Origin of the sequence: Achromobacter sp. JD-1, from assembly GCF_038594925.1 — a bacterium.
Classification (GTDB): Bacteria; Pseudomonadota; Gammaproteobacteria; order Burkholderiales; family Burkholderiaceae_B; genus Achromobacter; species Achromobacter spanius_C.
Window position 1 is genome coordinate 435,024 of the sequence record NZ_JBCGCS010000001.1, and the last position, 26,098, is coordinate 461,121.

Here is a 26,098-nt window from a genome sequence, read left to right on the forward strand (position 1 = left end):
CGCACCCCGCGCGCCATGACCGATCCCCGCTTCGATCCGGCTCAAGTCTTCCAGGTGTTCGGCATGCGTCATGTCGACACCACGGGATTCGACGCCGCCGTGGTCCAGGCGCCGGGAACGGATCTGCGTTGCGTGTTTTTGTGGGGACAGGATTGCTATAACTGCAATCTTTTCAAGCAGGCGGCGCTGCTGCACCAGGACAGTTTGCTGAACCTGGGTTTGACCTGGTTCGAGGCCGACGTCTACGCCGACGAACCCCTGGGCCGGCGCTTTTCGCTGCATGGCGTCCCCACTTTTGTGCTGTATCGGGCCGGAAAACGGTTGGGGCGCATCACCGGTTGGCCCGGATTGCCCCAATTCACGGCGGCGATCCAGCGCTTGCAGGATCCGATTGCGGAAAATTCAGGCCAGACGTCTTGAAAACCCTGTGAGCAACCCCAGTTATGGGGGGACAAGAAGTTTTCCTCTATTTTCATAGATTCAATTCAAGGTAACCCACCATGAGCAAGATTATTGGCATTGACCTGGGCACGACCAACAGCTGCGTGGCTGTCATGGACGGCGGGCAGGTCAAAATCATTGAAAACGCGGAAGGCACTCGCACCACCCCCTCGATCGTCGCCTACATGGACGACGGCGAGACCCTGGTTGGCGCGCCCGCCAAGCGTCAGGCCGTGACCAACCCGCGCAACACGCTGTACGCGGTGAAGCGACTGATCGGCCGCAAGTTCGAAGAAAAGGCAGTGCAAAAGGACATCGATCTGATGCCTTACACCATTGCCCGCGCCGACAACGGCGACGCCTGGGTGGAAGTGCGCGGCAAGAAGATGGCGCCTCCCCAAGTGTCGGCCGACGTGCTGCGCAAGATGAAAAAGACCGCCGAGGACTACCTGGGCGAAGAAGTGACCGAGGCCGTCATCACCGTGCCCGCCTACTTCAACGATAGCCAGCGCCAGGCCACCAAGGACGCCGGCCGCATCGCCGGTCTGGAAGTCAAGCGCATCATCAACGAGCCCACCGCGGCCGCGTTGGCGTTCGGCCTGGACAAGACCGAAAAGGGCGACCGCAAGATCGCCGTCTATGACTTGGGTGGCGGCACGTTCGACGTGTCCATCATCGAAATCGCTGACGTCGACGGTGAAAAGCAGTTTGAAGTGCTGTCGACCAACGGCGACACCTTCCTGGGCGGCGAAGACTTCGACCAGCGCATCATTGACTACATCATTGCCGAGTTCAAGAAAGAACAAGGCGTGGATCTGTCCAAGGACGTGCTGGCCCTGCAACGCCTGAAGGAAGCGGCTGAAAAGGCCAAGATCGAACTGTCCTCGGCGCAGCAAACCGAAATCAACCTGCCGTACATCACGGCGGACGCCTCGGGTCCGAAGCACCTGAACCTGAAGATTTCGCGCGCCAAGCTGGAAGCGCTGGTTGAAGAACTGATCGAACGCACGATCGAACCCTGCCGTGTCGCCATCAAGGACGCTGGCGTGAAGGTTTCCGACATCGACGACGTGATCCTGGTCGGCGGCATGACCCGCATGCCCAAGGTTCAGGAAAAGGTGAAGGAATTCTTCGGCAAAGAGCCACGCAAGGACGTGAACCCTGACGAAGCCGTCGCCGCTGGCGCCGCCATCCAAGGTTCCGTGCTGTCGGGCGACCGCAAGGACGTGCTGCTGCTGGACGTGACGCCGCTGTCGCTGGGTATTGAAACCCTGGGCGGCGTGATGACGAAGATGATCCAGAAGAACACGACGATCCCGACCCGGTTCTCGCAAACCTTCTCGACCGCTGACGACAACCAGCCGGCAGTGACGATCAAGGTGTTCCAGGGCGAACGCGAAATCGCCGCGGGCAACAAGGCGCTGGGCGAGTTCAACCTTGAAGGGATCCCGCCGTCGCCGCGCGGCATGCCGCAGATCGAAGTCACGTTCGACATCGACGCCAACGGCATCCTGCACGTGTCCGCGAAAGACAAGGGCACCGGCAAGGAAAACAAGATCACCATCAAGGCCAACTCGGGTCTGTCGGAAGACGAGATCCAGCGCATGGTCAAGGATGCCGAGGCCAACGCCGAGGAAGATCACCGCGTTGCCGAGCTGGCCCAGTCGCGCAACCAGGCCGACGCGCTGGTGCACGCCACCCGCAAGTCGTTGACCGAGTACGGCGACAAGCTCGAAGCTTCCGAAAAGGAAAGCATCGAAGCCGCCATCAAGGACCTGGAAGACACGCTGAAGGAAGGCGACAAGGCCGCGATCGACGCCAAGGTGGAAGCCTTGTCGACTGCGTCGCAGAAGCTGGGCGAAAAGATGTACGCCGACATGCAGGCGCAACAAGCCGCCGGCCAGCAGCAAGCGGCCGATAACGCGAAGCCGGTGGACGACAACGTCGTTGACGCCGACTTCAAGGAAGTCAAGCGCGACCAATAATGGCCGGGCGCTGACCAGCCTCTGCCGCCCGGTAGCCGGAGAAATCCGCCTACCGGGCGTACTCATTCTGTAGCACTGAAAAGATGGCTCTTTTTTGAGCCCACGGATCATGGCAAAACGCGACTATTACGAAGTTCTGGGCGTGGCAAAAAACGCCTCGGACGACGAACTCAAGAAGGCCTATCGAAAGCTGGCCATGAAATACCATCCGGACCGCAATCCGGACAGCAAAGAAGCCGAAGAGAAGTTCAAGGAAGCCAAGGAAGCCTACGAGGTCCTGGGCGATGATCAGAAGCGTGCCGCGTATGACCGCTACGGCCATGCGGGCGTGGACCCCAATTCCGCCGGCATGGGCGGGGCGGGAATGGGCGGCGGCTTTGCCGACGCCTTCGGCGATATTTTCGGCGAGATCTTCGGCGGCGCGGGTGGCGGTGGCCGTCGCGGCGGCGGCCCGCAGGTGTACCGCGGCGCCGACCTGAAGTACGCACTGGAAATCACGTTGGAACAGGCCGCGGCCGGGTTCGATACCGAAATCCGCGTGCCTAGCTGGGAACACTGCGACACCTGCCACGGCTCTGGCGCCAAGGCGGGAACGTCGCCCAAGACCTGCCGCACCTGCGGCGGCTCGGGCGCCGTGCGCATGCAGCAGGGCTTCTTCAGCGTGCAGCAAACCTGCCCGACCTGCCACGGCAACGGCAAGGAAATCACCGATCCGTGCCCGGCATGCGACGGCGTGGGCCGCATCCGCCGCAACAAGACGCTGCAGGTGAAGATTCCGGCCGGTATCGATGACGGCATGCGCATCCGCTCCAGCGGCAATGGCGAGCCGGGCATCAACGGCGGCCCTCCGGGCGACTTGTATGTGGAAATCCACATCAAGCAGCACAAGATCTTCCAGCGCGACGGCGACGACCTGCATTGCGAGCTGACTATTCCGTTCACCACGGCGGCATTGGGCGGCGAATTGCAAGTGCCGACGTTGGGCGGCAAGGCCGAAATCTCGATTCCCGAGGGCACGCAGTCGGGTAAAACCTTCCGGTTGCGCGGTAAGGGTATTCGCGGCGTGCGGGGCAGCTATCCGGGCGATCTGTATTGCCACGTGGTCGTGGAAACGCCGGTGCGCCTGAGCGAAGATCAAAAGAGCATCCTGCGCCAGTTCGAGACGTCGCTGAACGACGGGGGCGACCGCCACTCGCCGCAAAGCAAGTCCTGGACGGATCGGGTGAAGGAGTTCTTCAGCTGAGATGGGTAAAGGATGAGGAAAAGCCGCGATTTTGGTCGCGGCTTTTTTTTGGGTTCTTGCGGGGGGATTTTTGGGTTTTTGCGGGGATTTTTGTGATGGGGGGCGCTGCTTGATGGGTTGCGCGCGATGGGGGGGGGGTTCTTGAATGGGGCGGTGCGCGCTTCACCCATCCTACGGTTGCCGTGGCGAATTTGTTGGCGAAATGCCGGAAAAAAACCGGTCCCAGGCCATGATGCCGCCTGAGACCGGCCGGGCTACAGCAAGCAGCTCACCGGGTGATCGGCGGGTAGTCGAGCTCGCCGAACGTATATTGGCCGCTGGCCTTGGCTTGGGCCAGTTCTTGCTGGACGTCGGCGCGGGTCTTCACGCTGGCCGGCGCGGCAATGGCGGGCGGGTATTCCAGTTCGCCGAAGGTGTATTCGCCGCTGATCTTGGCTTGCTGCAACTGAGTGCGCACTTCGTCAGCGCTCAGGCTGGCGGCTTGGGGCAGGGCGGGCGGGTATTCCAGTTCGCCGAACGTGTATTGGCCGTTGGCCTTGGCTTGCTGCAATTCGGTTGCGACCTGGTCGCGGGTCTTGGCTTGTTCAGTGCCGGCGGCTTGGGCGCCAACGCCAACCAAGGCCAGGGATAGCAACAGGGTGGTGGTTAGGGTTTTCATGATTGAGACCTCCGTGTCATTTTGGATGGGAGCGAATCCGGCGGCCTGCCGTCGTGGTTCGTTGTTTGTTCCCGATGACCAAATTCTGCGCGTTCTCGAACCTGGGATAAACCCTTAATACCTGAAAACATCTTTCCAAATAGTCGAGTAATACGTTGAATTTTGGAAAATCTCCCCGTTTTTCGTAGGGTTATGCGGGTTAAATCGTCCGGTGTTGACCTAGGAGCAGTTCCGCTGATGCAAAAAAACCCCTGCACAGGGCAGGGGTTTAGCTGGGCGGCTACTGCTCAGGGCGTGGCTTTCTTTGTGAAGTCACCCGCAACCGCGGTGCTGAAGCCGTCGGCGCGCAGGTATTTGCGTAGCGCGGCATTGACCGCGTCGGGCGTCAGCGCCGATATCTTCTTGTCCATCTCGGCCGACCACTCAAACGTACGGCCACGCTGCAGGTAATCAAGCCAGGTGCTGGCCAGGATGTCGTCTTGCGCGCGGGCCAGATTGCGGTAGTTCAGTAGCGCGTGGATGCCGTCCGCGACTTCCTTTTCCGAGAAGCCGTCTTTCAACACCCGCGACAGTTCCTCGTTGATGGCTTTTTCCAGGCGCTCGCGATTCTGGGGCGCGTAAATGGCGTACATGGTCCAACTGGCGCTGGGTTCGAACGACGAGACCGACAGCGAACTGCGCACGTTGTAGGACAGGCCCTCGGTTTCGCGCACGCGGTTCCACAAGCGTGACGTTTCCGATGCACCGAACAGATAGTTGGCCAGATACAGGGCGGGGTAGTCCGCATCGGTATCCTGCAGCTTCAGCGGCATGCGCGACACGTAGAAGGCGTTGGCCTTGTCGGGCGTATGGATGTCGAACTGCTTGGCGGGAATATCGCGATACGGGTTGGGAACGCGGGTGTAGGCGGGGGCCTTCTTCCAACCGGCCAGGCCCGTGGTGATGGCCTTTTCGACAGCCTCGGGTTCAAAATCGCCCACGGCCGAATACTCGATCTTGCCGGCGCCGTAGAACTTGGCGTGGAATTTGGCGAGGGCGTCGCGGTTCAACTCGCGCACGCTGGCCAGGGATTCTTCAAACGTCGGCACGTAGCGCAGGTCATCGGCAGGCCAGGGGTTGTCCTGGCGAGCCAGGGCGCGTCCGGCCAAGGCCGTGGGTTCGGTCATGGCGTTCTGGATCGAAGTTTCAAGCTGGCGTTGGTATTCGTCCAGTTGTTCCTTGGGGAAGTTGGCGTTGCGCACGATTTCCAATGCCAGCGCGGTCAGCTCAGGCAGGTTCTCGCCCTTGGTCGACATGGCGACTTTCAGCGTCGTGCCGCCGCCGCTGAAGCCCAGTTCGGCTTGCAGCTTGTCCAGTCGGTCCTGGATTTCCTGGCGCGACAGCTTGGCCGTGCCGCGGATCAGCAGATCCGCGGCGGCGCTGGCGTTCACGCGTTGGCCGCGCAGGTCATTTTCGTTGCCAAACTGAATCAGCATTTGCGCTTGTACGCGGCTGCCGCGCGTGGCCTTGGGCAACAGCGCCAATTGAACCGGCCCGTTGGCAAGTTCCAGCGTTTTTCTTTGCGTCAGCTTGTCGATGTTCTCGGGCGTGGGGTCAAAGGCGGATGCAGCCTTGAAGTTCGGGTCGCCCTTGTAGTCCTTGAAAATGGCGGTGAGGTCCACGCGCTGCGTTTGCGGCGCGCGCAGCGGCTTTTCGGTGGGAATGTAGCGGCCTTCGATGCGGTTGCTTTGCAGCAGATAGGTGGTGGCGGCTTGTTGCACTTCAGCCAGCGTGGCCTTGCGTGCGCGGTCGCGCTGCAGGAAGAACAAGCGCCAGTCGCCCGCGGCGATGGCTTCGGACAGCGCCACGCCGACCTGCTCGGGATCGCTGTAGGTCTGTTCCCAGGCGGTCAGCCATTTGCTGCGCGCGCGGTCCAGTTCTTGCTGCGTGAAAGGCGTTTTGCCCAGCGATTCCAGCGTGCCGGTCAGCGTTTTCATGGCGGCGTCCAGATCTTTGCCCGGCGGCAATTGCGCGCCGAACATCGCCAGGCCAGGGTCACGGTTTTCCATGGTGAAACCGAACACGCCCGAGGCCATCTTCGTGGCGACCAGCGCGTGGTACAGGCGTCCCGACGGCGTGTCGGACAGGATGACGGTAGCCAGGTCCAGCGGCACGAAGTCGGGGCTGCCGGCGGCGGGGATGTGGTACATGGCGGCCACCAGTGGCGTGCCGCCGGTACGACGCAAGGTGACCGAGCGTTCGCCGTCCTGCACGGGCTCCACGGTGTATTCAGGCGGCAGCTTGCGGTCGGGCTTGGGCAGCTTGCCGAGGGTTTGCTGGATGTCGGCCAGGGTGGCCTGGGGGTCGAACTTGCCGGCCACGATCAGAACGGCGTTATCGGGCTGGTAGTACTCGTGATAGAAGGCGCGCAGTTGGCCGATGTCCACGTTTTCAACGTCGGAGCGGGCGCCGATGGTGTTCTTGCCATAGCTGTGCCATTGGAAGGCGGCGGCCTGCATTTTCTGCATCAGAATGCGCGACGGGCTGTTTTCGCCGCTTTCCATTTCATTGCGGACCACGGTCATTTCCGAATCCAGGTCTTCCTTGGCGATCAGGGAATTGACCATGGCGTCGGCCTGCCAGCCCAGGTACCACTTCAGGGTGTCGGGGTTGGCGGCGAAACTGGCGAAATAGTTGGTGCGGTCGCTGGAGGTGGACCCATTGGCCTGCAAGCCGCGGCGCGAAAACTCGCCCATGGCATTGCGCGTGGTGGACGTGCCCTTGAACAGCATGTGTTCCAGCAAGTGGGCCATGCCGGTCTGGCCGTAGTTCTCGTTGCGCGAGCCGACCAGATAAGTCATGTTGACGGTGGTCGACGGCTTGGATTCGTCTGGTACCAACAGCACCCTGAGGCCATTGGCCAAGCGGTATTCGGTGATGCCTTCAACCGAGGCGGCCTCCGAGACGCCGGCCGGAAGATCGGCGGCGCCGGCCTGAAAGGCCAGGAAGGAGGAGAACAGCAGCGCGCCCAAAGGGCGCGGCAGCTTCGACAGGGACAGGCGCATGGCAGACAATTCCTTTCGCATGGCAGAATCCGTTGGAGTGTATACGTTGGCAATGGTTCAGGCGCTGCGAGCCTGAGACGCAATACAAGGAAGTGCGACATGTCGTTATCGATGGAAGTGGAAACGTCGCGTCTGGTGCTGCGACAGTGGCGCGCGGATGATCGCAAACCGTTCGCGGAAATGAACGCGGACCCGCGGGTAACCGAGTTCCTGCTACCGCTTTCAGCGAAGGAAAGCGATGCGCTGGCTGAACGGCTGGCGGCGGGTATAGATGAGCACGGCTGGGGGTTCTGGGCCGTTGAAGCGCCGGGTGTGGCGCCTTTCATCGGCTTCGTGGGTATCAAGCCCATGCCTGCGATGCTGCCGTTTGCGCCGGGGATCGAGGTGGGCTGGCGCCTGGCGCAGCCGTTTTGGGGGCGTGGCTATGCCAGCGAAGGCGCCGAAGCAGCGTTGCGTGTCGGGTTTGAACAAATCAGGCTTGATGAAATCGTGGCGTTCACGGCGGTGGGCAACCAGCGATCGCGCGCGGTGATGGCGCGCCTGGGCATGCAGGCCGATGCCGGCACGTTCGATCATCCAGCGTTGCCCGTGGCCCACCCGCTGCGCGAGCATGTGCTTTATCGACTGCGCCGCGAGCATTGGCGGGGCCGCAATAACGGTGACGCAGAGCCAGGCGGCATGCCGGTTGCGGCGGCATAAGGTGCGCAAAGCGGCGCCACCAGAGGGTGTTGCGCTGCAATATCCTTCGTGTACAAGGCAAATTTGAGGTCGTCCCGCTAGCGGGTGTAAGCTTTTCGGAACGTAGTAGCTGTTGCCGACGGGATGCGCGACAGCCGTCTACCCGGCTTCCCGTCCAACGCCAGACGCCGCTGCACGCGCGGCGCCGGTGCTTGTCGTTCGCGCCTTCGCTGCCGGCATCCTGCCGGCGCATTTTTCGGAGGAACGACCCATGCTGACCGAAATCGTCACGCGTGCTCTGTCCCAATTGACCGGTAGCGCCTTGAGCGGCGACGGAATCAAAGGGCAGTTTCAGTACGCCTATGCCAGTGATGACGGCCAATTCGTGGCCATACTGACCCATGATATGACCACCTATGTGGTGGACCTGAACGCACAACGATACTTCGCGGAATGCGGCGGTTCGCCCCGTGGGTTTGCCGGACATGTGCTTGAGATGGAAGGCGCGGCCGTGCGCAGCCATCCCTGGCCGGCCGTCAATGATCTGTTTGACCTGGACATGGATGCGGACGAGCTTTCATGGCGCCAGTGCCCCGGCCTGCGGCACGCGCCCGCCACCAACCGATCTGTGGAGAGCCGCGCCGCCTAGAGTGGCCAGAAGCGGCAACACACTTTACTGAACCGCCGGATTGGCGGTTTTTTTTGTGCCTTGGGAGCTTGCGCGTCGCTACAGACGCCGGCCGTGACAGTACAATTTTTCGCCATGAACTCGCCCGCTCACACCCACGCCCCGGAAGGCGCAACCCTGGTTGATTGCTCGTATGAACGCCACGCGGATCAGATACTTGCCATCTTCAACGACGCCATCGTCAACTCCACCGCGCTGTACGACTACAAGCCCCGGCCGCGCGAAGCGATGCAGGGCTGGTTCCAGACCAAACAGCAGGGTGGTTTTCCGGTGGTCGGGTTTGAAAACGCGGCCGGCGAATTGATGGCGTTTGCCAGCTATGGGACCTTCCGCGCCTGGCCCGCGTTCAAGTATTCCGTTGAACATTCGGTCTACGTGGACGGACGTTTTCGCGGCCGCGGCCTGGGCGAAGCGATGATGCGCGTACTGATCGAGCGGGCGCGCGGCAATCAAGTGCACGTGCTGGTCGGCGGCATCGACGCTTCCAACGATGGCAGCATCCGGCTGCACGAGAAGCTGGGGTTCAAGCACGCGGGCACGATCCGAGAAGCGGGCTTCAAGTTCGGCCGTTGGCTGGACCTGGCGTTCTATCAGTTGACGCTGGATACGCCTGAACAGCCGGTGGATGGCTGACGAACCGCCCGGACCTTATTTGGATAGCACCCGCATGGCCTGTTCCAAACCGGCGACGGTAACCGGATACATGCGGTCCTGCATGATGTCGCGCATCAGCGCGATGGACTGACGGTATTGCCACGACGCGGTGGGTTCGGGGTTGAGCCACACCGATTTCGGCCAGGCATCCAGCAGCCGCCGCATCCACTGCGCGCCGGGTTCCTTGTTGTAGTGCTCGACGGAGCCGCCGGGCTGCAGGATTTCGTAGGGGCTCATGGTGGCGTCGCCGACAATGATCAGGCGCCAGTCCGGGTTGTACTTGCGCAGCACGTCCCAGGTGTCGAAACGTTCATTCTGGCGGCGGCGGTTGCTTTGCCACAGGCTTTCATACGGGCAGTTGTGGAAGTAATAGACTTCCAGGTTGCGGAATTCGCTGCGCGCCGCTGAAAACAATTCTTCAACGCGGCCGATGTGGTCGTCCATGCTGCCGCCCACGTCCAGCAGCATCAGCACCTTCACGGTGTTGTGGCGCTCGGGCACCATGCGCAGGTCCAGGTGGCCGGCGTTGCGCGCGGTGCTGGCGATGGTGTCGTCCAGGTCCAGTTCCATGTCGGCGCCTTCGCGCGCAAAGCGGCGCAAGCGCCGCAGCGCCACCTTGAAGTTGCGCGTGCCCAGTTCGACCTGGTCGTCGTAGTCCTTGAACTGGCGCATGTCCCAGACCTTGACCGCCGAGCGGTTGCCGGCCGACGCGCCGCCCACGCGGATGCCTTCGGGGTGATAACCGCCGTTGCCGAACGGCGAGGTGCCGCCGGTGCCAATCCATTTGCTGCCGCCCGCATGGCGTTCTTTCTGCTCTTGCATGCGTTCTTTGAAAAGCTCCATCAGCTTGTCCCAGCCGTGCTTTTCGATGGCGGCTTTTTCTTCGGGCGACAGGTTCTTCTCGAACTCCTTGATCAGCCAGTCCAGCGGAATTTCCTTGTCCGCCGGCAGGGCTGCCTGGATGCCCTTGTAGTAGGCGCCAAAGGCTTTGTCGTAGCGGTCGTAGAGCGATTCGTCCTTGACCAGCGTGGCGCGCGCCAGGAAGTAGAACTCGTCCAGCGTGGGCGCCATCAAGTCGTGGCGCAGGGCGTCCACCAGGGTCAGGTATTCCTTGACCGAGACGGGCAGCTTGTGCGCCCGAAGGTGGTAGAAGAAGTCGATCAGCATGGGCGGGCGGCCAGTGGCTTTGGGATCAACGGCGCTGGCCGCCGCGGGTCATTGCGGCAAGGCGTTCCAGCAGGTGCACGTCTTGCTCGTTCTTCAGCAGCGCGCCCGCCATCAGCGGCACGGCGGTGGCGGTGTGGGCGTCGATTTCTGCCGCCGTGGCGTTTTCGGCCAGCAGCAGGCGCAGCCAGTCCAGCAGTTCCGAGGTGGACGGCTTTTTCTTCAGGCCGGGCGCGTCGCGCAGCGCAAAGAAGGTGTCCAGCGCCGCGCGCAGCACGTCCTGCTTCAGATGCGGGTAGTGCACGGCGACGATGTCGCGCATGGTGTCGCGGTCGGGGAAGCGGATGTAGTGGAAGAAGCAGCGGCGCAGGAAGGCGTCGGGCAGGTCTTTCTCGTTGTTGGACGTGATGATGACCAGCGGACGATGGCGCGCCGAGATGGTCTCGCGCGTTTCATACACATGGAATTCCATGCGATCCAGCTCGCGCAGCAGGTCGTTGGGGAATTCGATGTCGGCCTTGTCGATCTCGTCGATCAGCAGCACTACCGGCTCATCCGCCTGGAACGCTTGCCACAAGGTGCCTTGCACGATGTAGTTGCGGATGTCGCGCACTTTCTCGTCACCCAACTGCGAGTCGCGCAGGCGCGACACGGCGTCGTACTCGTACAGGCCCTGATGCGCCTTGGTGGTGGACTTGATGTGCCATTGCAGCAACGGCCGGCCCAACGCGCGCGCCACCTCTTCGGCCAGCATGGTTTTGCCGGTGCCCGGTTCCCCCTTGATCAGCAGCGGGCGCTGCAAGGTCAGGGCGGCGTTGACGGCCAGTTTCAGGTCGTCGGTGGCGACGTAAGAGTCGGTCCCGTTGAAGCGGGCAGGCGTGGCGGATTGAGCGGACTGGGCTGCGGACATAGGCTGATGGCTTCCGAGGATTGACGGTGATCAATACCCAACGCAAGGTATTAATCCTGAGCAATTATCGTACAATCAGGCGGTTTTGCAGTTGGGTTCGACCCGCAACGTGTTTGCAGGGGGCCGACGTGTGAGCAGGCCCTAGTCCTTAAGCCATACCAAGAAGAGCCATTCCAATGAAGTTGCGAACCTCTCTGAAGTGCACGGTTTCCGTGTTGGCCGCGATAGCATCCTGTGCGATCGCCGGCCAGGCTGTTGCTGCTGACGCAGCGCCTGTCGGTAACATCCAAAACGCCCGCGACAAGGTCTCCATGTGCATCGGTTGCCACGGCATCGAAGGCTACAAGGCGACGTTCCCCGAGCTCTATCACGTGCCGATGATTGCTGGCCAGAACGCCAAGTACATCGAGACCGCCCTGAACGAGTACAAGAAAGGCGCGCGCAGCCATCCCACGATGGACGCCATTGCCGGCAGCCTGTCCGACCAGGACATCGCAGACCTGGCCGCGTACTACTCGAATCTGAAATAAGGGGCAAACAATGAATCGCACGATGCTTGCCCTTCTGGGCGCGACTTTCGCCATGGCGGGCGCCTCCGTTCAGGCGCAGGACCTGGCCGCCGGCAAGGCCGTTTTCGATAAATTCAATTGCGCGTCGTGTCACGGCGCCGACGCCAAGACCGCTGTGGATCCTTCCTACCCCATATTGGCTGGCCAGCACGCCGACTACCTGGCCCATGCGCTGAAGGCCTACAAGCGCGGCGCCTCGGGCAGCGCGGCCACTGCCAACGTGCGCAAGAACCCCATCATGGGCACCTTTGCCACGCCGCTGTCCGACGAGGATATTTCCAACGTGTCGGCATGGCTGGCGTCCCTGCCCAGCGACCTGGGCGTACGCAAATAACGCTTGGGCCTCAAAGGCTAAGCAAGCGTCAAAGGCTGGCGCGGCGGCGGATCAAGTCTATATAGGTGTCGCTGTCCAGCGGCGTACCCAGGCGCTGCGCTTCCCACACCACTTGTCCCAGGCATTCCATGATTTCATGGGCTGCCTGATGGGCATCCGAGCGCGCCGTCAGTTGTTGGTAAGCAAGCCGGATGCCGGGCGGATGGTCAATGGACAACTGCTCGGCGATGGCCAGATGCATGGACAGGTGCAGGAACGGGTTGGTGCGCCCCTTTTCCACTGCGTATTCCATGGTCATGGCCTCGGGGCTTTCCAGGTCGCCGTGGTATTCGGGATGCTCGATGATCCAGTCCAGCGCGATGGCCTCGAGCGGCGTCAGCACTTCGTTGGCGCGGTGCTTGCGCCAGGTGTCGATAAAGAATTCGCGGACTTGGTCGCGTGAGGGATTGAACATCGGCGGGGGACGGAATGCGGTGTATGAACGCATTATTTTACCGCGCGCCTGCTGGACGCCGGTTGCCGACGGCCCTTTGCGATATAGAATTGGTTGCTATCCGCCATCCGGTGTGCGGTCTGACAGGGAGTTTCCCTGCGGAATCGGACGCTTTTCGATGCGGCGCGTGCAGAAAAACCACCCGGAGCAAATGGAGCATTCATGTCCTACCAACATATCAAGGTTCCCGCTGGCGGCCAGAAAATCACGGTCAACGCTGATTTCTCGCTGAATGTGCCTGAACAGCCCATCGTTCCCTTCATCGAAGGCGACGGCACGGGCGCCGACATCACCCCGGTGATGATCAAGGTTGTCGACGCCGCGGTGCAGAAAGCCTACGGCGGCAAGCGCAAGATTCATTGGATGGAAGTCTATGCCGGCGAGAAGGCCACCAAGGTCTACGGCCCGGACGTCTGGCTGCCCGACGAAACCCTGGAAGTCGTCAAAGACTACGTGGTGTCCATCAAGGGCCCGTTGACCACGCCGGTCGGCGGCGGCATCCGCTCGCTGAACGTGGCGCTGCGTCAGCAACTGGACCTGTACGTCTGCCTGCGCCCGGTGGCGTACTTCAAGGGCGTGCCCTCGCCGGTGCGTGAACCCGAAAAGACCAATATGGTGATCTTCCGCGAGAACTCGGAAGACATCTACGCCGGCATCGAATACATGGCCGAAAGCGAGCAGGCCAAGGAACTGATCCAGTTCCTGCAGACCAAGCTGGGCGTGAAGAAGATCCGCTTTCCGAACACTTCGTCCATCGGCATCAAGCCCGTGTCGCGCGAAGGCACCGAGCGCCTGGTGCGCAAGGCCGCGCAATACGTCATCGACAATGACCGCACGTCGCTGACGCTGGTGCACAAGGGCAACATCATGAAGTTCACGGAAGGCGGCTTCCGGGACTGGGGCTACGAGCTGCTGCAAAAGGAATTCGGCGCGCAACTGATCGACGGCGGCCCGTGGTGCAAGTTCAAGAACCCCAGAACGGGCCGCGAGATCATCGTCAAGGACGTGATTGCCGACGCCTTCCTGCAGCAGATCCTGCTGCGTCCGGCCGAATACGATGTCATCGCCACGTTGAACCTGAACGGCGACTACATCTCGGACGCGCTGGCGGCGCAAGTGGGCGGCATCGGCATCGCGCCGGGCGCCAACCTGTCGGACTCGGTCGCCATGTTCGAAGCCACCCACGGCACGGCGCCCAAGTACGCGGGCAAGGACTACGTGAACCCCGGTTCCGAAATCCTGTCGGCCGAAATGATGCTGCGCCACATGGGCTGGACCGAAGCTGCCGACCTGATCATCTCCAGCATGGAAAAGTCCATCCTGTCCAAGAAGGTCACGTATGACTTTGCCCGCCTGCTGGAAGGCGCGACCCAGGTGTCGTGCTCGGGCTTTGGCCAGGTCATGATCGAAAACATGTAAATCCGCGGGTCACCCCGTGATGTTTCGCTGAACCCGCCCGCCATCATGGCGGGCGGGTTTTGTCTACCTATTCCGCATGAAGCGCATTGCGCTTGCGCTGTTCTTTCCAGGTTGATCGCTGTGCCCCGAATGTATGTTTCCTTAGCCACCTGGCTTGTGTTGTTGGTACCCGCGCTGGCCTTGACCAGTCCGGTTGGCGGACCCGCCATTCTTTATCTGAGCGCCCTGATCGCGCTGACCGCGCTGGCGGTCAACGCCGTCAAGCGGTACGAACCCATGAATTTCGGCGCCTTGTGGCCGATGTCGCTGGTGCTGCTGCTGCCACTGGCCTGTATGTTCGCCACGTCCATGGTGCAAGGCGTGTGGAGCAATTCCGAACTTGAAAAGCTGCTGCGCTTTGCACTGGCGCTGCCGGTGTTATGGCTATTGCTGCGCGCGCCGCAGCGATGGCTCAAGCTGGTGCAGTGGAGCATCTTGGTGGGCGCCCTTGCCGGGTCGCTGTTGCTGATCGTCGTCATGGAAACCGAGAGCCGTGGCGCGATGATCGATGTCGGCGGGCGCTATAACGCCGTGGGGTTTGCGAACTTGACGCTGTTGTTCGGCGGCATGACGCTCTTGTCCCTGGGCTTCGGGCCTTCCACCCGCTGGCCCCGCACCGAAGTGGTGGTGAAGCTGTTGGTGGTGGCGTTGTCTGTCATCGCCACCTGGCTGTCCGAGACGCGCAGCAGTTGGATGCTGCTGCCTATCCTGGGCGTGGTGTTCCTGCTGGGCCTGCGCCATTGGCAGCGCCGCCATAAGGTGTATTGCGCCTTGGCCGTCTCTGTGGCGCTGGTTGCCAGCGCCGCCGCCATCTGGACGTTCAGCAGCCGGATGCACGAGATATCGAAAGACGTCCAACGATTTACGACGTCGACCAACCGCGATACGTCCTTCGGCATCCGCTTGCAGTTGTGGCATGCCTCGTATCTGATGTTCGAAAAGAGTCCGATCGTGGGCGTGGGTCCCAGCAAGTTCCGCGAAGAGCTGCGGACGCTTCAAACCCAAGGCGTGGTTACCCAAGAGGTGGTCGACGGCTATGGAGAGCCCCACAACGACCTGCTGGCTGCGTTGGCCGGATATGGGCTGCTGGGCTTGATCACGATTTTGCTCCTGTACCTGGTGCCGGCGGCCGTATTCTTCCGCCGCTTGGCCAGCGATGACAGGGTGATCCGCGTTGGCGCACAGTTGGGGCTGCTTTTCTGCCTGGGTTATTGCGCCTTCAGCCTGACCGAGATGATGTTCCGCAACATGCGCAGCGTGCCCAACTATTCGCTGGCCGTCGTGACGCTGATTGCGTTGACGACGCCGCGCGTCGCGCAGGCGGCCAGGGGCGCATTGCGGCGCTGACGGCAAGCGGAGAAATCTCCGCAATGCAAGCACTACCGAACGCAAGGTCTGCCGGCCTTGCGTTTTTTTTATGCGTCTTGCTTTAGATCAACGGTCTTAAGCCTTCCTAGTGAAAACCCTGCTGCGTCACCGTATCCTGACGGATCGCAATACATAAACCGTCACATTCTGCCGTCAAACGTTTCATGTGGCAGATTGAAAAAAATAACGAGGAGAGGCTGTGAAAAATTCCAGTCTGCGCAGGGAGCTGTTGTGGTTCGTATTCGCCATTGGCGCTGTCGTTCTGATGCTGGGTGCCTGGGATGCCTGGCAGCGCCGCGCCGAGATGGTGGCCGAGCGCAAGACCGAATTGCGTCATGTGCTGGATCTGTCGGCGGGCATTCTGCGCAATGGCAAGCAGAGTGTCAGCGAAGGCATGCCGCTGGCCCAGGCCAAGCAGAATGTGGCGCGGCGTCTGGCGCAACTGCGCTATGGCGACGACGGCTACGTGGGCGTGTTCGGCGATGACTATGCGCTGCTGGTGCATCCGGACGCCAAGCTGGTGGGCACGAACGTGCGCGCCATCAAGGATGTGGACGGCTTGCCGATTTTCGAAAACCTCTATGCCGAAGGCAAGGCGGGCGGCGGTTATGTGGAGTACCGTTTTCCACGGCCAGGCGCCGACGAGGCCTTGCCGAAGATCAGCTATGCCGCTTATGACGCGGATTGGGGCTGGCTGATCTTTACCGGACTCTATGTGGATGATGTCGACAACGCGTTCTATGGCACCTTGTGGCGCCAGGGCGGCGTGACGCTGGGCTTGCTGGCGGTGCTGCTGATCGGGGCATTGCGCTTCTTCCGCACGCATGTGATCGGCCCCTTGGATGAGGCCGTGGCGCTGTGCGAGCGCGTGGCCAATGGCGACTTGTCCGGCAGCGTTTCGCACCACCATCGCGGCGAGATCGGCCGCCTGTTCGAAGGGATGGGACGCATGCAGGAACGTCTGCAAGCCGCCTTGCGCACGATCGTGCAGTCCACGGGATCCATCGCGGCAGCCTCGCGCCAGATCGCCGCGGGCAGCATGGACCTTTCCGATCGCACCGAGAAGCAGGCCGCCGCGCTTGAGCAGACGGCCGCCAGCGTGGAAGAGATTACGGCCACCGCCAAGCAAAGCGCGCAACACGTGCGCGAAGTCAGTTCCCTGGCCGGCCAGGCGGCGCAACTGGCCCGTCAGGGCAGCGAAGAAACGCAGCACGCCATTGACGCCATGCGCGAGATCTCACACAGTTCGCAGCGCATCGGCGAGATCATCAGCGTGATCGACGGGATTGCGTTTCAGACCAACATACTGGCCTTGAACGCGGCGGTCGAAGCGGCGCGGGCGGGCGAGCAGGGGCGCGGCTTTGCGGTGGTGGCGGGCGAAGTTCGGGCGTTGGCACAGCGGTCGGCCACGGCCGCCAAAGAGATCAAGGGCTTGATCGAGACCTCGTCGGATTCCGTTGCGCGCGGCAGCGAACGGGTGGGCCAGGCCAGCGCAACCATGGGCAGCGTGCTGGAATCGGCCGCCACCAGCGCGCCGCTGATGGGCGAGATTGCCACCGCGTCGGCCGAGCAAAGCGTGGGCATCGAGCAGATCAACCAAGCCGTCACGCACCTGGACAGCGTGACGCAGCAGAACGCGGCGCTGGTGCAGGAGTTCGCGGCGTCGGCGGCGACCCTGCACGAGCAGGCCGACGGCCTGGCGCGCGCTGTGTCGGTATTCAAGCTGTCTGTAGCCGGCTAGGCAAGTCCTGCACGGCGCTCATCGCCCGTTGCAGGCGTGGGGTCAGGTCGCGGCTGGCGGGCATCATGGGCATACGCAGTTCGTCGGCGATCAGCCCTTGCAGGGCGAGCGCCCGCTTGATCGGCGCGGGATTCGGTTCGGTGAACAGAAGCCGGATCAGCGCGCGCAGCGGCTCGAAAAGCGCGCGCGCGGCTTGCGCCTGGCCCGCGTGCGCCAGCCCCATGATTTCCACATAGCGCTCGGGAAACAGGTGTGCGGCGGCCGGGATGGCGCCGCGTCCGCCGGCTAGCCAGTGGTCCAGCAAGGACAGGTCGTCGCCACACAGCACATCCAGCTTGCCGCGCGTGTTCAGCGCGGCAAGCACCGCCGGGTTGCATTCCTTGACGGCGGAAAAGTTGGGCAGCAAGGCCAGCGATTCCATGGTCTCGACCGTCATGGTCACGCCCGTGCGCTTGGGGATGTTGTACAGAATGATGGGGCGTTCGGTAGCCCAGGCGATCTGCCGGTAATGCCACAGGATGCCGGCTTGCGAGGGGCCCAGATAATAAGGCGGCGGCACCAGATAGCCCGCCGGGCAATGCTTGTCCAGGCGCCGGATGGCCGTGGCCACGCCGCGCGTGTCGACCCCGCCCGCGCCGAATATCAAGGGCAGCGCATGCGGGTCGCTGGCGATGGCCTGGGCCATGTCGATTTTCTCGGACAGGCTGAGCAGATTGCCTTCGCCGCTGGAACCGAACAGCACCAGGCCGGTGATGCCCGCGTTGCGGTAGTAGCGGGCCAGCGCCTGTGCGGCGTCCATGTCCACGTAGCCGCCACGCAGCGGCGTGATCATCGGCAGCCAGATGCCTTCAAAGCGCGGAGTCAGCGGTAGATCCATGATCTAGCACCCCGTGATGGCGGCGGCCGCGCGCACCGGTCCGAATTCCGCTTGGGGCAGCCCGCGCATGACGGCAAGCATCATGTCGTCCAATTCGTCCTGGGCGCATTGCAGTTGCAAGGTGCTTTGCGCACGGGCGTGGTCCACGGACAGCAGGTAAATGCCGATCCGCTGACCCAGCGCGCGATGCAGCGCCAGGCGCACGTTCAAGGCATCCAGCGTATCGATCCTGATCGTCAGCGCAACCTGCCGACTTTGCGCCAGCGGCAAGCTTGGGATGAGGTCGTGCGTAGCAGGGTGGGACGAGTGCAGTCGGGGAATCATGGCGTGGGCGGAGCGGGGCGCCGCTAGCGGCGATCCGCATTTCCTTTGGTTGATGACGATTCCACTATAGGAATCACGCCGTAAATCCTGCCGATAAAGGCGGGCGTGGCGCGTAAAAATCGCGTCAACGCCCCACGCCTTCAGAACGTCTTGGTTAACGACAGCAAGCCGGTGGCCTTGCCCATGTCGCGACCGTGCGTGTTGGTGTAGACGGCACGGTCCGCGTTGGTGTCCAGGTAGGCCAGCGACACGGACAGGCCCTGCCCGAAGTCCTTGGTCAGCCCAAGCTTCCAGTCGGTATAGGACCCGTTGTCCACGTTCTTCACAAGCTGGCGTCCCACATGGGCGTTGAGCGTCAGCCCCCACACCCCGGTATCGACGTTGGCGGCCATATCGAAGTACTGGCTGTACTTGCTGTCGGCGAAGCCGAACAGGTTGGTCAAGGCGATGGAGTACTTGAACATGACCGGGCCGTAGCCGATGCCGGCGTACAGCTCGGTGGTGTCGGGGCTGGTGTAGCCCGAGGGAAAGTCGCCCGGGTAGTAGTACTGCAAAATGCCCAGGTCCAGCGGCACGCCTTCGGCCAGATTGCCCTTGTAGCCGCCGTAGAAATCCATTTCCACGGGCGCGGACACGTCGGGGTTGCTGTCGCCCAGCCAACTGATGCTGGAGTTCCAGTTACCCAGATAGAAGCCGCTGGCGTGGGCCAGGTCAAAGCCGCCTTGGATGGCGGGCTTGTTGTTCGTCTGCATCAGGCCGCGATAGCGGTATTGGCTGGCCAGCGTAAGGTTGGCCGACAGCGTGAAGTCGCTGACGGCGGGGTTGGCAGCGGGGGCGGGCATGTCGCTGGCTTGTGCGGTGGCGGCCAGGCTCAGCAGCGCAAGCGCAGCGACGGAATTGCGGGACATGAGGTACTCCTGATGTTGAACGGGATCGCAACAATAGGAGGATCGGCATAAACCGCGAGACAAGACTCGCGCTGCCCGCGTAAAGGCGGGATAAAGGCCTAAGAAAAACAGATCGATGCCGCGCGATCAGCCCGCGAAGCGGTAGCCCACGCCGATCTCGGTCATCAGGAAGACGGGTTGCGCGGGGTCGGCTTCCAGCTTCTGGCGCAGGTGCCCCATGTAGATGCGCAGGTAGTGATTGCTTTCCACATGCGACGGGCCCCAGACCTCGCGCAGCAACTCGCGGTGCGTCATGACCTTGCCCCGGTGCGCAAGCAGCGCGGCCAGCAGGCGGTATTCCATGGCGGTCAGGTGCACGTGCTGGCCGGCGCGCTCGACGACGCGCTTGGCGAAGTCGATGCGGACGTCGCCGAAGGTGATCTCGGCCGCCTGGCCAGCGCCTGCCCGCGCGTGGCGCCGCAGCAGCACGCGCAGGCGGGCCAGCAACTCGCTGACGCCGAAGGGCTTGGTCAGGTAGTCATCGGCGCCTGCGTCCAGCGCCGCCACCTTGTCAGGTTCGGCACTGCGTGCCGACAAGACCAGCACGGGCACCTGCGTCCAGCCGCGCAGTTCGCGGATCAGCGTCATGCCGTCTTCGTCGGGCAGGCCCAGGTCCAGCACGATGGCGTCGGGCTGCCGGGTGCCGGCTTCAATCAGGCCGCGCTTGACGGTGTCGGCCTCGTGCACGGCGCAGCCCTCGCTCTCCAAGGCCTGACGCACGAAGCGCCGGATGTTGGCGTCGTCTTCGATGATCAGGACGGTAGGCTGGTAGTCGAACATGCTGGGCCTGTCTTCAAGGGGTGTCGGGTTGAATGTCGGAATGCATTTCGGGCTGAACGTCGGGCGGCGTGCCCAGGGGCAGGCTGAAGACGAATTGCGCGCCCGAGGCCTGGCCCGGTGCGTGTTCGACCCAGATGCGGCCATGGTGGGCCGAGATGATGGCCTCGCATACCGCTAGCCCCAGGCCCACGCCCGGCGTTGCGGACTCGCGGTCGCCCCGTGTGAATTTTTCGAAGATGCGGCGTTCGGCGCCATCAGCGACACCGGGGCCGTTGTCGCTGACAGCCACGCGTAGCGCGTCGCCGTGGACCGCCGCGTGCAGATGGATGGTGCTGCCCGGCGGTGTGTACTTGGCCGCGTTCTCCAGCAGGTTGCACAAGACGCGTTCGATCAGCACGCCATCGCATTCCACCAGCGGCAGGCGCGACAGGCTGGCCACGGTGACGCGGTGCGCCGCCAAGGGTTCGCGCATGGCCGCAAGCGATGCGCCCACCAGTTCTTCGATCGATTGCCACTCCATGCGCAGCGGCGTGTCATGGCTTTGCAGTCGGGCCATGTCCAGCAGGTTGACCACCAGCGCATGCATGCGTTGTGCCTGGTCGCGCATGGCAAGGACGGTGTCCTGGACGTCGGCGGGTAGCGTGGCGTGCCGGCGTATCAGTGTGTCGGTCATGCCGACAAGGCTGGTCAAGGGGGTGCGCAGGTCGTGCGATACCGCCGCCAGCAGCGAATTGCGCAGCCGCTCGGATTCCATGCTGACCAGCGCCTGCTGCGCCACTTCAACATAGTGCAGCCGCTCCAGCGCAATGGCGATGAGCGTGGCGTAGGCCTCGATCTGGCGGCGTGAATCCGGGTGCGTGAACAGGCTGCGGTGGGGGGCTGCCAACGCCAGTACACCGCGCGTGCGCATCGGCGCCTTCAAGGGCAGGTACAGCATTTCGCTGTTGGACAGCGTGGTGGTGCCCGCGCCAGCGGGTTGGCCATGGTCGTAGACCCACTGGGCCAGTGCCGACTCCACCGCCGGCATGTCGTCCGAAGTGGGTGAGGCCAGCTTCAGGCGGTCGTCCAGGCCCAGGATGTACAGGGCGCAGCGCGAGCCGAAGGTGGCATGCACGAAGGCGCCGGCCAGCGCCACGATCTGCTCGGGCAACAGGGCCGAAGACAATTCGCGCGCGAACTCGTACAGGCTGCGCGCGTCGGCTTCACGTTTGACCGACACCTGCGCCTGCAGGCGCAGGCCGGCCGTCAATTGCCCGATCAGCAGGCCCACGGCCAGCAGCACGGCGAAGGTCAGCAGGTACTGCACGTCCGACACGGCGAAGGAAGCCAGCGGTTGCACGAAGAAGAAATCGAAGAGCCCCACGCAGACCACCGACGCCAGCGCCGCCGGGCCGCGCCCGTGGCGCAGCGCCACGCCCACGACCGCCAGCAGGAACAGCATGACGATGTTGGTCTGGTGCAGCGACGGGAATGCCAGCATCGACAAGCCGGTGGCCGCCGCGCAATAGCACAGTGCCCAGGCGTAGCCGGACAGCGGTCGCGGGCTGCGCAGGTCGGTGCTGGCGCGAGCACGGCGCCCCAGCGTCAGCGGGTCGCGCCCCGCGGGCAGGCTGGCGGGCAGCGGCGGCGCGCCCAGGCGGATGATGTCGATCTCGGGGCAGCCCGCGGCCAGCATGTCGGCAAAGCTGTGCCGGCGCCACAGCCAGCCCGGCGTGATGGCGGTTGTCAGCAAGGCCGACAGCGACAGGCGCAGCCGTTGCAGGCCGTTTGCCCGCGTGCGGCCGACGATGGCCTTGGTAATGTTGTGGCGGCGCACGTAGCGCACCACCGCGTCGACCATGTCGGCGCCCGCCAGCGTTTCGGTGCGGGCGCCCAGTGCGTCCGCCAAGGCCAGGCTGCGCTGCATGCGGTCTTGTTCGGCCGGCGGTGTTGGGGCCGCGCGCGGCGTGTCGATGGTGACCACATGCAGATCGCACTCCAGTTGCTGGCTCAGGCGGTGGGCGCTGCGGATGACGTATTCGGCGTCGGCGTCCGGGCCGATGCAGGCCACCACGGCTTCGCGCGTGCGCCATACCGGTTCAATGGCGCGGTCGCGTCGATAGGCCTGCACGTCGTCGTCCACATGGTCGGCGGTGCGTCGCAGCGCCAGCTCGCGCAGCGCGATCAGGTTGCCCTTGCGAAAGAAATTGCGCGTGGCGTGGCGGGCTTGTTCGGGCAGATAGACCTTGCCTTCTTTCAGCCGGCGCAGCAGTTCATCGGCCGACAGGTCCACCAGGATGACTTCGTCGGCGGCGTCGAAGACCTCGTCGGGCACGGTTTCCCAGACGCGCACGCCGGTAATGCTGCCCACCGCTTCGTTCAGGCTGTCCAGATGCTGCACGTTCAGCGTGGTCCAGACGTCAATGCCCGCGGCCAGCAGTTCGTGGATGTCTTGCCAGCGCTTGGCGTGACGCGAGCCCGGCGCGTTGGAATGCGCCAGTTCGTCCACCAGCACCAGGCCGGGGCGGGCGGCCAGCGCGCCGTCCAGGTCGAATTCCTTCAGCACATGGCCCCGGTACGCCACGTCTTTCAGTGGCAGCACCGGGATGCCCTCAAGCAAGCCGGCCGTTTCGCGGCGGCCATGGGTTTCGACGATGCCGGCCAGCACGGCCACGCCTTGTGCGGCTTGCGCGCGGGCGGCCACCAGCATGGCGTAGGTCTTGCCTACGCCGGCCGACGCGCCGAAATACACGCGCAGCTTGCCGCGCGCCGCCTCGCGCGCGGCGTCGTCCAGCGTTTTCAAGAGCGCGTCCGGATCGGGACGCTCGCCAGCAATGTCAGCCATGAACGCGCAAGGGTGGGGTGGGAAAGGCTGGCGATACTATACGCCGCGCCATCATTGTGCCGGGTGCAATTTGTCCAGCGCCAGGTTCAGCGTCAATACATTGACGACGGGTTCGCCCAACAAGGCCAGCCAGGGCTTTTCCGTATGGGCCTGGATCAACGCATCCACCTGCGCGCGCGGCACATGGCGGGCGCGCGCCACCCGCGCGGCCTGGTAGCTGGCGGCGGCAGGGCTGATGCTGGGGTCCAGGCCACTGCCGGACGCGGTGACCAGGTCCACCGGCACCGGCGTGGGGTTGTCGGGGTCTGCCGCTTTCAAGGCCGCGATGCGGTCCTGGATGGCCTGGGCCAACGCGGGGTTGCGCGGCCCCAGGTTCGAACCGCCCGAGGCCGCGCCGTTGTAGGGCATGGGCGCGGTGGCCGACGGCCGGCCCCAGAAGTACTGCGGCGCGGTAAACGACTGGCCGATCAGTGCCGACCCGACCACCTTGTCGCCTTGCGTGATCAGCGAGCCGGCCGCCTCGTGCGGGAACACCACGGCGGCCACGCCGCGCGTCAGGAAGGGGTAGGCCAGGCCCGTCACCAAGGACAGCGCGGCGAAAACGACCAGCGCGGGGCGCAGCACGCCGCCTTGGCGCGCCGGGGCGGGGGTTGGGGTAGCAATGGATTTCATGATGGATTCCTTGTTTGTGGGGAGAGGCGGCGGGGCTCAAGTCCGGCCAGTCAGATCCAGCCGGCCTAGGTCCAGCCCAGCGCGGCCAGCACCATGTCGATCAGCTTGATCCCGACGAACGGCACCAGCAGCCCGCCCAGCCCATAGATCAGCAGGTTGCGCCGCAGCAGCACCGATGCGCCCAGGGGCCGGTAGCGCACGCCTTTCAACGCCAGCGGAATCAGCACCACGATGATCAGCGCGTTGAAGATCACCGCCGACAGGATGGCCGAGGCGGGCGTGGTCAGGTGCATGATGTTCAGCACGTTCAACTGCGGGAAGACGGTGGCGAAGGCGGCCGGGATGATGGCGAAGTACTTGGCCACATCGTTGGCCACGCTGAACGTGGTCAGCGCGCCGCGCGTCATCAGCATCTGCTTGCCGATCTCGACGATCTCGATCAGCTTGGTGGGGTTGGAGTCCAGGTCCACCATGTTGCCCGCTTCCTTGGCGGCCTGGGTGCCCGAATTCATCGCCACGGCCACGTCGGCCTGTGCCAGTGCGGGGGCGTCGTTGGTGCCGTCGCCCGTCATCGCCACCAGGCGGCCTTCGGCCTGATAAGCGCGGATCAGTTGCAGCTTGGCCTCGGGCGTGGCCTCGGCCAGGAAGTCGTCCACGCCCGCTTCGGCCGCGATGGAGGCGGCGGTCAGCTTGTTGTCGCCCGTGATCATCACGGTCTTGATGCCCATGCGGCGCAGCTCGGCAAAGCGCGCCTGGATGCCAGGTTTGACGATGTCTTTCAGTTCCACCACGCCCAGCGCGCGGTTGCCGTCGCTGACCAGCAGCGGCGTGCTGCCGCGTCGCGCTACGTCTTCGGCCTGATGCCGCACCGTTTCGGGTACGCTGGCGCCCAATTCCTGCAGCCAGGACTGCACGGCGTCCACCGCGCCTTTGCGAATCATGCGCTCGCCCAGGTTCACGCCGCTCATGCGGGACTGCGCGGTGAAGGGAACGAACTCGGCGTCTTCAACACGCGCGGCTGGCGCGTGGGTGGTCTTGTCGGCCAGCGCCACGATGCTGCGGCCTTCCGGCGTTTCGTCGGCCAGGGACGCCAGGCGGGCGGCGTCGGCTAACTCACGCGCCGATACGCCCGGCGCGGGCAGGAAGGTGGATGCCTGGCGGTTGCCGAAGGTGATGGTGCCGGTCTTGTCCAGCAGCAGCACGTCCACGTCGCCGGCCGCTTCGACCGCGCGGCCGGACGTGGCGATGACGTTGGCGCTCATCATGCGGCTCATGCCCGCCACGCCAATGGCCGACAGCAGGCCACCGATGGTGGTCGGGATCAGGCAGACCAGCAGCGCCACCAATACCGTCACCGTGACCACCGCGCCGCCACCCGCCGCGCTGACCGCGTAGATGGAGAACGGCATCAAGGTCACCACCACCAGCAGGAACACCACGGTCAGCCCCACCAGCAGGATGGTCAGCGCCAGTTCGTTGGGTGTCTTCTGGCGCTTGGCGCCTTCCACCATAGAGATCATGCGGTCCAGGAAGCTCTCGCCGGGGTCGGCCGCGATGCGAACGAAGATCCAGTCGGACAGCACCCGAGTGCCGCCCGTGACGGACGAGAAATCGCCGCCCGATTCCCGGATGACGGGCGCGGATTCCCCGGTGATGGCGCTTTCATCCACGGAAGCGACGCCGGCGATGACTTGGCCGTCGCCGGGGATGGTGTCGCCCGCTTCGACCAGCACCACGTCATTGCGCCGCAGCAGTCCCGAGGCCTGGCTCGTGGCCTGGCCGCGCCATTGGTCCGGGTGCGCATCGCGGACATCCACGTCGCGAAAGCCCTTGAGCAAACGCGCGTTGATGGTGGTGCGCAAACCGCGCAGGGTCGCGGCCTGCTGTTTGCCACGGCCTTCGGCCAGTGCTTCGGCGAAGTTTGCGAACAGCACCGTGAACCACAGCCATACGGCGATGGCCAGGATGAAGCCCGCCGGGGCTTCTGCCTGGCCGCGCAGGGCCATGACCCACAGGACGGTGGTCAGGATGCTGCCCACGTACACGACGAACATGACGGGGTTCTTCAACTGCGCGGCGGGCGACAGCTTGCGCAGGCTATCCAGCAGGGCGGGCGCGACGAGTGATCGTGACCACATGCCGAAGGGACGCTCTTGCGGATCGATCGCGGGGGCGTGGGCGGCGGCGCCGCCTGCGCTTGAGGTTGGCATTTCAATCTTGGCCATGTTGTTTCCTAGCCTGTTGCA

23 protein-coding genes are annotated in these 26,098 nt (G+C 63.7%); 11 read left to right on the plus strand and 12 right to left on the minus strand.

The genetic code is table 11. The annotated features are described in order from the left end of the window. The first annotated feature begins 15 nt into the window (after positions 1-15). From WBR68_RS02020 to dnaJ, 3 genes are all read left to right on the plus strand, one after another. The gene (locus tag WBR68_RS02020) at positions 16-420 is read left to right on the plus strand and encodes a thioredoxin family protein (RefSeq protein WP_050447235.1); all 405 of its coding nucleotides are present in this window, start codon (positions 16-18) and stop codon (positions 418-420) included. 80 nt (positions 421-500) lie between these two features. Beyond that, positions 501-2,426, plus strand: coding sequence for a molecular chaperone DnaK (dnaK, locus tag WBR68_RS02025; RefSeq protein ID WP_050447234.1), 1,926 nt, complete (start codon positions 501-503; stop codon positions 2,424-2,426). 109 nt (positions 2,427-2,535) lie between these two features. Further along, a complete protein-coding gene (gene dnaJ, locus WBR68_RS02030; protein ID WP_050447233.1) occupies positions 2,536-3,669 on the plus strand; it encodes a molecular chaperone DnaJ in 1,134 nt (377 codons plus the stop codon). A gap of 268 nt (positions 3,670-3,937) precedes the next feature. Here dnaJ and WBR68_RS02035 read toward each other — a convergent pair whose 3' ends face one another. Together WBR68_RS02035 and WBR68_RS02040 are read right to left on the minus strand one after the other, a co-directional pair. After that, positions 3,938-4,327 carry a DUF4148 domain-containing protein gene (locus WBR68_RS02035; protein WP_050447232.1) on the minus strand — a complete coding sequence of 130 codons (390 nt, stop codon included), beginning with the start codon at positions 4,325-4,327 and terminating at the stop codon, positions 3,938-3,940. Between the two features lie 287 nt (positions 4,328-4,614). Continuing rightward, complete coding sequence (locus tag WBR68_RS02040) at positions 4,615-7,371, minus strand: M16 family metallopeptidase (RefSeq protein ID WP_050447231.1); 2,757 nt, start codon at positions 7,369-7,371, stop codon at positions 4,615-4,617. A gap of 99 nt (positions 7,372-7,470) precedes the next feature. Between WBR68_RS02040 and WBR68_RS02045 the strand changes: the two genes are divergently transcribed. The 3 genes from WBR68_RS02045 (at position 7,471) to WBR68_RS02055 (ending at position 9,370) form a co-directional block, all read left to right on the plus strand. Next, positions 7,471-8,070 (plus strand): GNAT family N-acetyltransferase, encoded by a 600-nt coding sequence (locus tag WBR68_RS02045; protein ID WP_050447230.1) that lies wholly within the window; start codon positions 7,471-7,473, stop codon positions 8,068-8,070. A gap of 250 nt (positions 8,071-8,320) precedes the next feature. Then, the gene (locus WBR68_RS02050; protein WP_050447229.1) at positions 8,321-8,698 is read left to right on the plus strand and encodes a hypothetical protein; all 378 of its coding nucleotides are present in this window, start codon (positions 8,321-8,323) and stop codon (positions 8,696-8,698) included. A gap of 114 nt (positions 8,699-8,812) precedes the next feature. Next, the gene (locus WBR68_RS02055) at positions 8,813-9,370 is read left to right on the plus strand and encodes a GNAT family N-acetyltransferase (protein ID WP_050447228.1); all 558 of its coding nucleotides are present in this window, start codon (positions 8,813-8,815) and stop codon (positions 9,368-9,370) included. A 15-nt stretch (positions 9,371-9,385) separates the two neighbouring features. Here WBR68_RS02055 and WBR68_RS02060 read toward each other — a convergent pair whose 3' ends face one another. Further along, complete coding sequence (locus WBR68_RS02060) at positions 9,386-10,558, minus strand: vWA domain-containing protein (RefSeq protein ID WP_050447227.1); 1,173 nt, start codon at positions 10,556-10,558, stop codon at positions 9,386-9,388. Positions 10,559-10,583: 25 nt separating this feature from the next. Then, a complete protein-coding gene (locus tag WBR68_RS02065; RefSeq protein WP_050447226.1) occupies positions 10,584-11,465 on the minus strand; it encodes an AAA family ATPase in 882 nt (293 codons plus the stop codon). 176 nt (positions 11,466-11,641) lie between these two features. Between WBR68_RS02065 and WBR68_RS02070 the strand changes: the two genes are divergently transcribed. Beyond that, on the plus strand, positions 11,642-11,995 hold the full coding sequence (locus WBR68_RS02070; RefSeq protein WP_050447225.1) for a c-type cytochrome: 354 nt from the start codon (positions 11,642-11,644) through the stop codon (positions 11,993-11,995). Positions 11,996-12,005: 10 nt separating this feature from the next. Next, positions 12,006-12,368: a c-type cytochrome gene (locus tag WBR68_RS02075; RefSeq protein WP_050447224.1), complete on the plus strand. Its 363-nt coding sequence runs from the start codon at positions 12,006-12,008 to the stop codon at positions 12,366-12,368. A 28-nt stretch (positions 12,369-12,396) separates the two neighbouring features. On the opposite strand, the gene WBR68_RS02080 is transcribed toward WBR68_RS02075, so the two are convergent. Next, positions 12,397-12,822, minus strand: a complete 426-nt coding sequence (locus tag WBR68_RS02080) for a DUF1841 family protein (protein WP_006217808.1) — start codon at positions 12,820-12,822, stop codon at positions 12,397-12,399. Positions 12,823-13,023: 201 nt separating this feature from the next. Here WBR68_RS02080 and icd point away from each other — a divergent pair, with 201 nt between their 5' ends. The 3 genes from icd to WBR68_RS02095 all read left to right on the plus strand — a co-directional run bounded on the left by icd (position 13,024) and on the right by WBR68_RS02095 (position 17,428). After that, entirely contained in the window at positions 13,024-14,280 is a 1,257-nt protein-coding gene (icd, locus tag WBR68_RS02085) for an NADP-dependent isocitrate dehydrogenase (protein ID WP_050447222.1), read from the plus strand. A gap of 120 nt (positions 14,281-14,400) precedes the next feature. Then, positions 14,401-15,666 (plus strand): O-antigen ligase family protein, encoded by a 1,266-nt coding sequence (locus tag WBR68_RS02090; RefSeq protein ID WP_050447320.1) that lies wholly within the window; start codon positions 14,401-14,403, stop codon positions 15,664-15,666. Between the two features lie 220 nt (positions 15,667-15,886). After that, entirely contained in the window at positions 15,887-17,428 is a 1,542-nt protein-coding gene (locus WBR68_RS02095; RefSeq protein ID WP_050447221.1) for a methyl-accepting chemotaxis protein, read from the plus strand. Here the strand turns inward: WBR68_RS02095 and WBR68_RS02100 are convergent. The 7 genes from WBR68_RS02100 to kdpB form a co-directional block, all read right to left on the minus strand. Continuing rightward, positions 17,406-18,305, minus strand: coding sequence for a 4-hydroxy-tetrahydrodipicolinate synthase family protein (locus tag WBR68_RS02100; protein ID WP_230693414.1), 900 nt, complete (start codon positions 18,303-18,305; stop codon positions 17,406-17,408). The genes WBR68_RS02095 and WBR68_RS02100 overlap by 23 nt on opposite strands. Positions 18,306-18,308: 3 nt before the next feature. Beyond that, positions 18,309-18,629: a hypothetical protein gene (locus WBR68_RS02105; RefSeq protein WP_230693415.1), complete on the minus strand. Its 321-nt coding sequence runs from the start codon at positions 18,627-18,629 to the stop codon at positions 18,309-18,311. A 140-nt stretch (positions 18,630-18,769) separates the two neighbouring features. Further along, positions 18,770-19,537 carry a TorF family putative porin gene (locus tag WBR68_RS02110; protein ID WP_230693416.1) on the minus strand — a complete coding sequence of 256 codons (768 nt, stop codon included), beginning with the start codon at positions 19,535-19,537 and terminating at the stop codon, positions 18,770-18,772. Between the two features lie 126 nt (positions 19,538-19,663). After that, on the minus strand, positions 19,664-20,356 hold the full coding sequence (gene kdpE / locus WBR68_RS02115) for a two-component system response regulator KdpE (protein ID WP_050447218.1): 693 nt from the start codon (positions 20,354-20,356) through the stop codon (positions 19,664-19,666). Positions 20,357-20,369: 13 nt separating this feature from the next. After that, entirely contained in the window at positions 20,370-23,180 is a 2,811-nt protein-coding gene (locus WBR68_RS02120) for a sensor histidine kinase (protein WP_230693417.1), read from the minus strand. Between the two features lie 51 nt (positions 23,181-23,231). Next, entirely contained in the window at positions 23,232-23,852 is a 621-nt protein-coding gene (gene kdpC, locus WBR68_RS02125) for a potassium-transporting ATPase subunit KdpC (RefSeq protein ID WP_050447216.1), read from the minus strand. A 65-nt stretch (positions 23,853-23,917) separates the two neighbouring features. Further along, positions 23,918-26,077: a potassium-transporting ATPase subunit KdpB gene (gene kdpB / locus WBR68_RS02130; RefSeq protein ID WP_304505219.1), complete on the minus strand. Its 2,160-nt coding sequence runs from the start codon at positions 26,075-26,077 to the stop codon at positions 23,918-23,920. Between the last annotated feature and the right edge of the window lie 21 nt (positions 26,078-26,098).

Coding starts and splice junctions, on each gene's coding strand:
- WBR68_RS02110 (WP_230693416.1), bottom strand. CDS start 19,537: ATGTCCCGCAATTCCGTCGCTGCGCTTGCGCTGCTGAGCCTGGCCGCC.
- WBR68_RS02075 (WP_050447224.1), top strand. CDS start 12,006: ATGAATCGCACGATGCTTGCCCTTCTGGGCGCGACTTTCGCCATGGCG.
- kdpB (WP_304505219.1), bottom strand. CDS start 26,077: ATGGCCAAGATTGAAATGCCAACCTCAAGCGCAGGCGGCGCCGCCGCC.
- WBR68_RS02120 (WP_230693417.1), bottom strand. CDS start 23,180: ATGGCTGACATTGCTGGCGAGCGTCCCGATCCGGACGCGCTCTTGAAA.
- WBR68_RS02020 (WP_050447235.1), top strand. CDS start 16: ATGACCGATCCCCGCTTCGATCCGGCTCAAGTCTTCCAGGTGTTCGGC.
- WBR68_RS02065 (WP_050447226.1), bottom strand. CDS start 11,465: ATGTCCGCAGCCCAGTCCGCTCAATCCGCCACGCCTGCCCGCTTCAAC.
- WBR68_RS02080 (WP_006217808.1), bottom strand. CDS start 12,822: ATGTTCAATCCCTCACGCGACCAAGTCCGCGAATTCTTTATCGACACC.
- WBR68_RS02035 (WP_050447232.1), bottom strand. CDS start 4,327: ATGAAAACCCTAACCACCACCCTGTTGCTATCCCTGGCCTTGGTTGGC.
- dnaK (WP_050447234.1), top strand. CDS start 501: ATGAGCAAGATTATTGGCATTGACCTGGGCACGACCAACAGCTGCGTG.
- kdpE (WP_050447218.1), bottom strand. CDS start 20,356: ATGTTCGACTACCAGCCTACCGTCCTGATCATCGAAGACGACGCCAAC.
- icd (WP_050447222.1), top strand. CDS start 13,024: ATGTCCTACCAACATATCAAGGTTCCCGCTGGCGGCCAGAAAATCACG.
- WBR68_RS02040 (WP_050447231.1), bottom strand. CDS start 7,371: ATGCGCCTGTCCCTGTCGAAGCTGCCGCGCCCTTTGGGCGCGCTGCTG.
- WBR68_RS02060 (WP_050447227.1), bottom strand. CDS start 10,558: ATGCTGATCGACTTCTTCTACCACCTTCGGGCGCACAAGCTGCCCGTC.
- WBR68_RS02105 (WP_230693415.1), bottom strand. CDS start 18,629: ATGATTCCCCGACTGCACTCGTCCCACCCTGCTACGCACGACCTCATC.
- WBR68_RS02100 (WP_230693414.1), bottom strand. CDS start 18,305: ATGGATCTACCGCTGACTCCGCGCTTTGAAGGCATCTGGCTGCCGATG.
- dnaJ (WP_050447233.1), top strand. CDS start 2,536: ATGGCAAAACGCGACTATTACGAAGTTCTGGGCGTGGCAAAAAACGCC.
- WBR68_RS02045 (WP_050447230.1), top strand. CDS start 7,471: ATGTCGTTATCGATGGAAGTGGAAACGTCGCGTCTGGTGCTGCGACAG.
- WBR68_RS02055 (WP_050447228.1), top strand. CDS start 8,813: ATGAACTCGCCCGCTCACACCCACGCCCCGGAAGGCGCAACCCTGGTT.
- WBR68_RS02050 (WP_050447229.1), top strand. CDS start 8,321: ATGCTGACCGAAATCGTCACGCGTGCTCTGTCCCAATTGACCGGTAGC.
- kdpC (WP_050447216.1), bottom strand. CDS start 23,852: ATGAAATCCATTGCTACCCCAACCCCCGCCCCGGCGCGCCAAGGCGGC.
- WBR68_RS02070 (WP_050447225.1), top strand. CDS start 11,642: ATGAAGTTGCGAACCTCTCTGAAGTGCACGGTTTCCGTGTTGGCCGCG.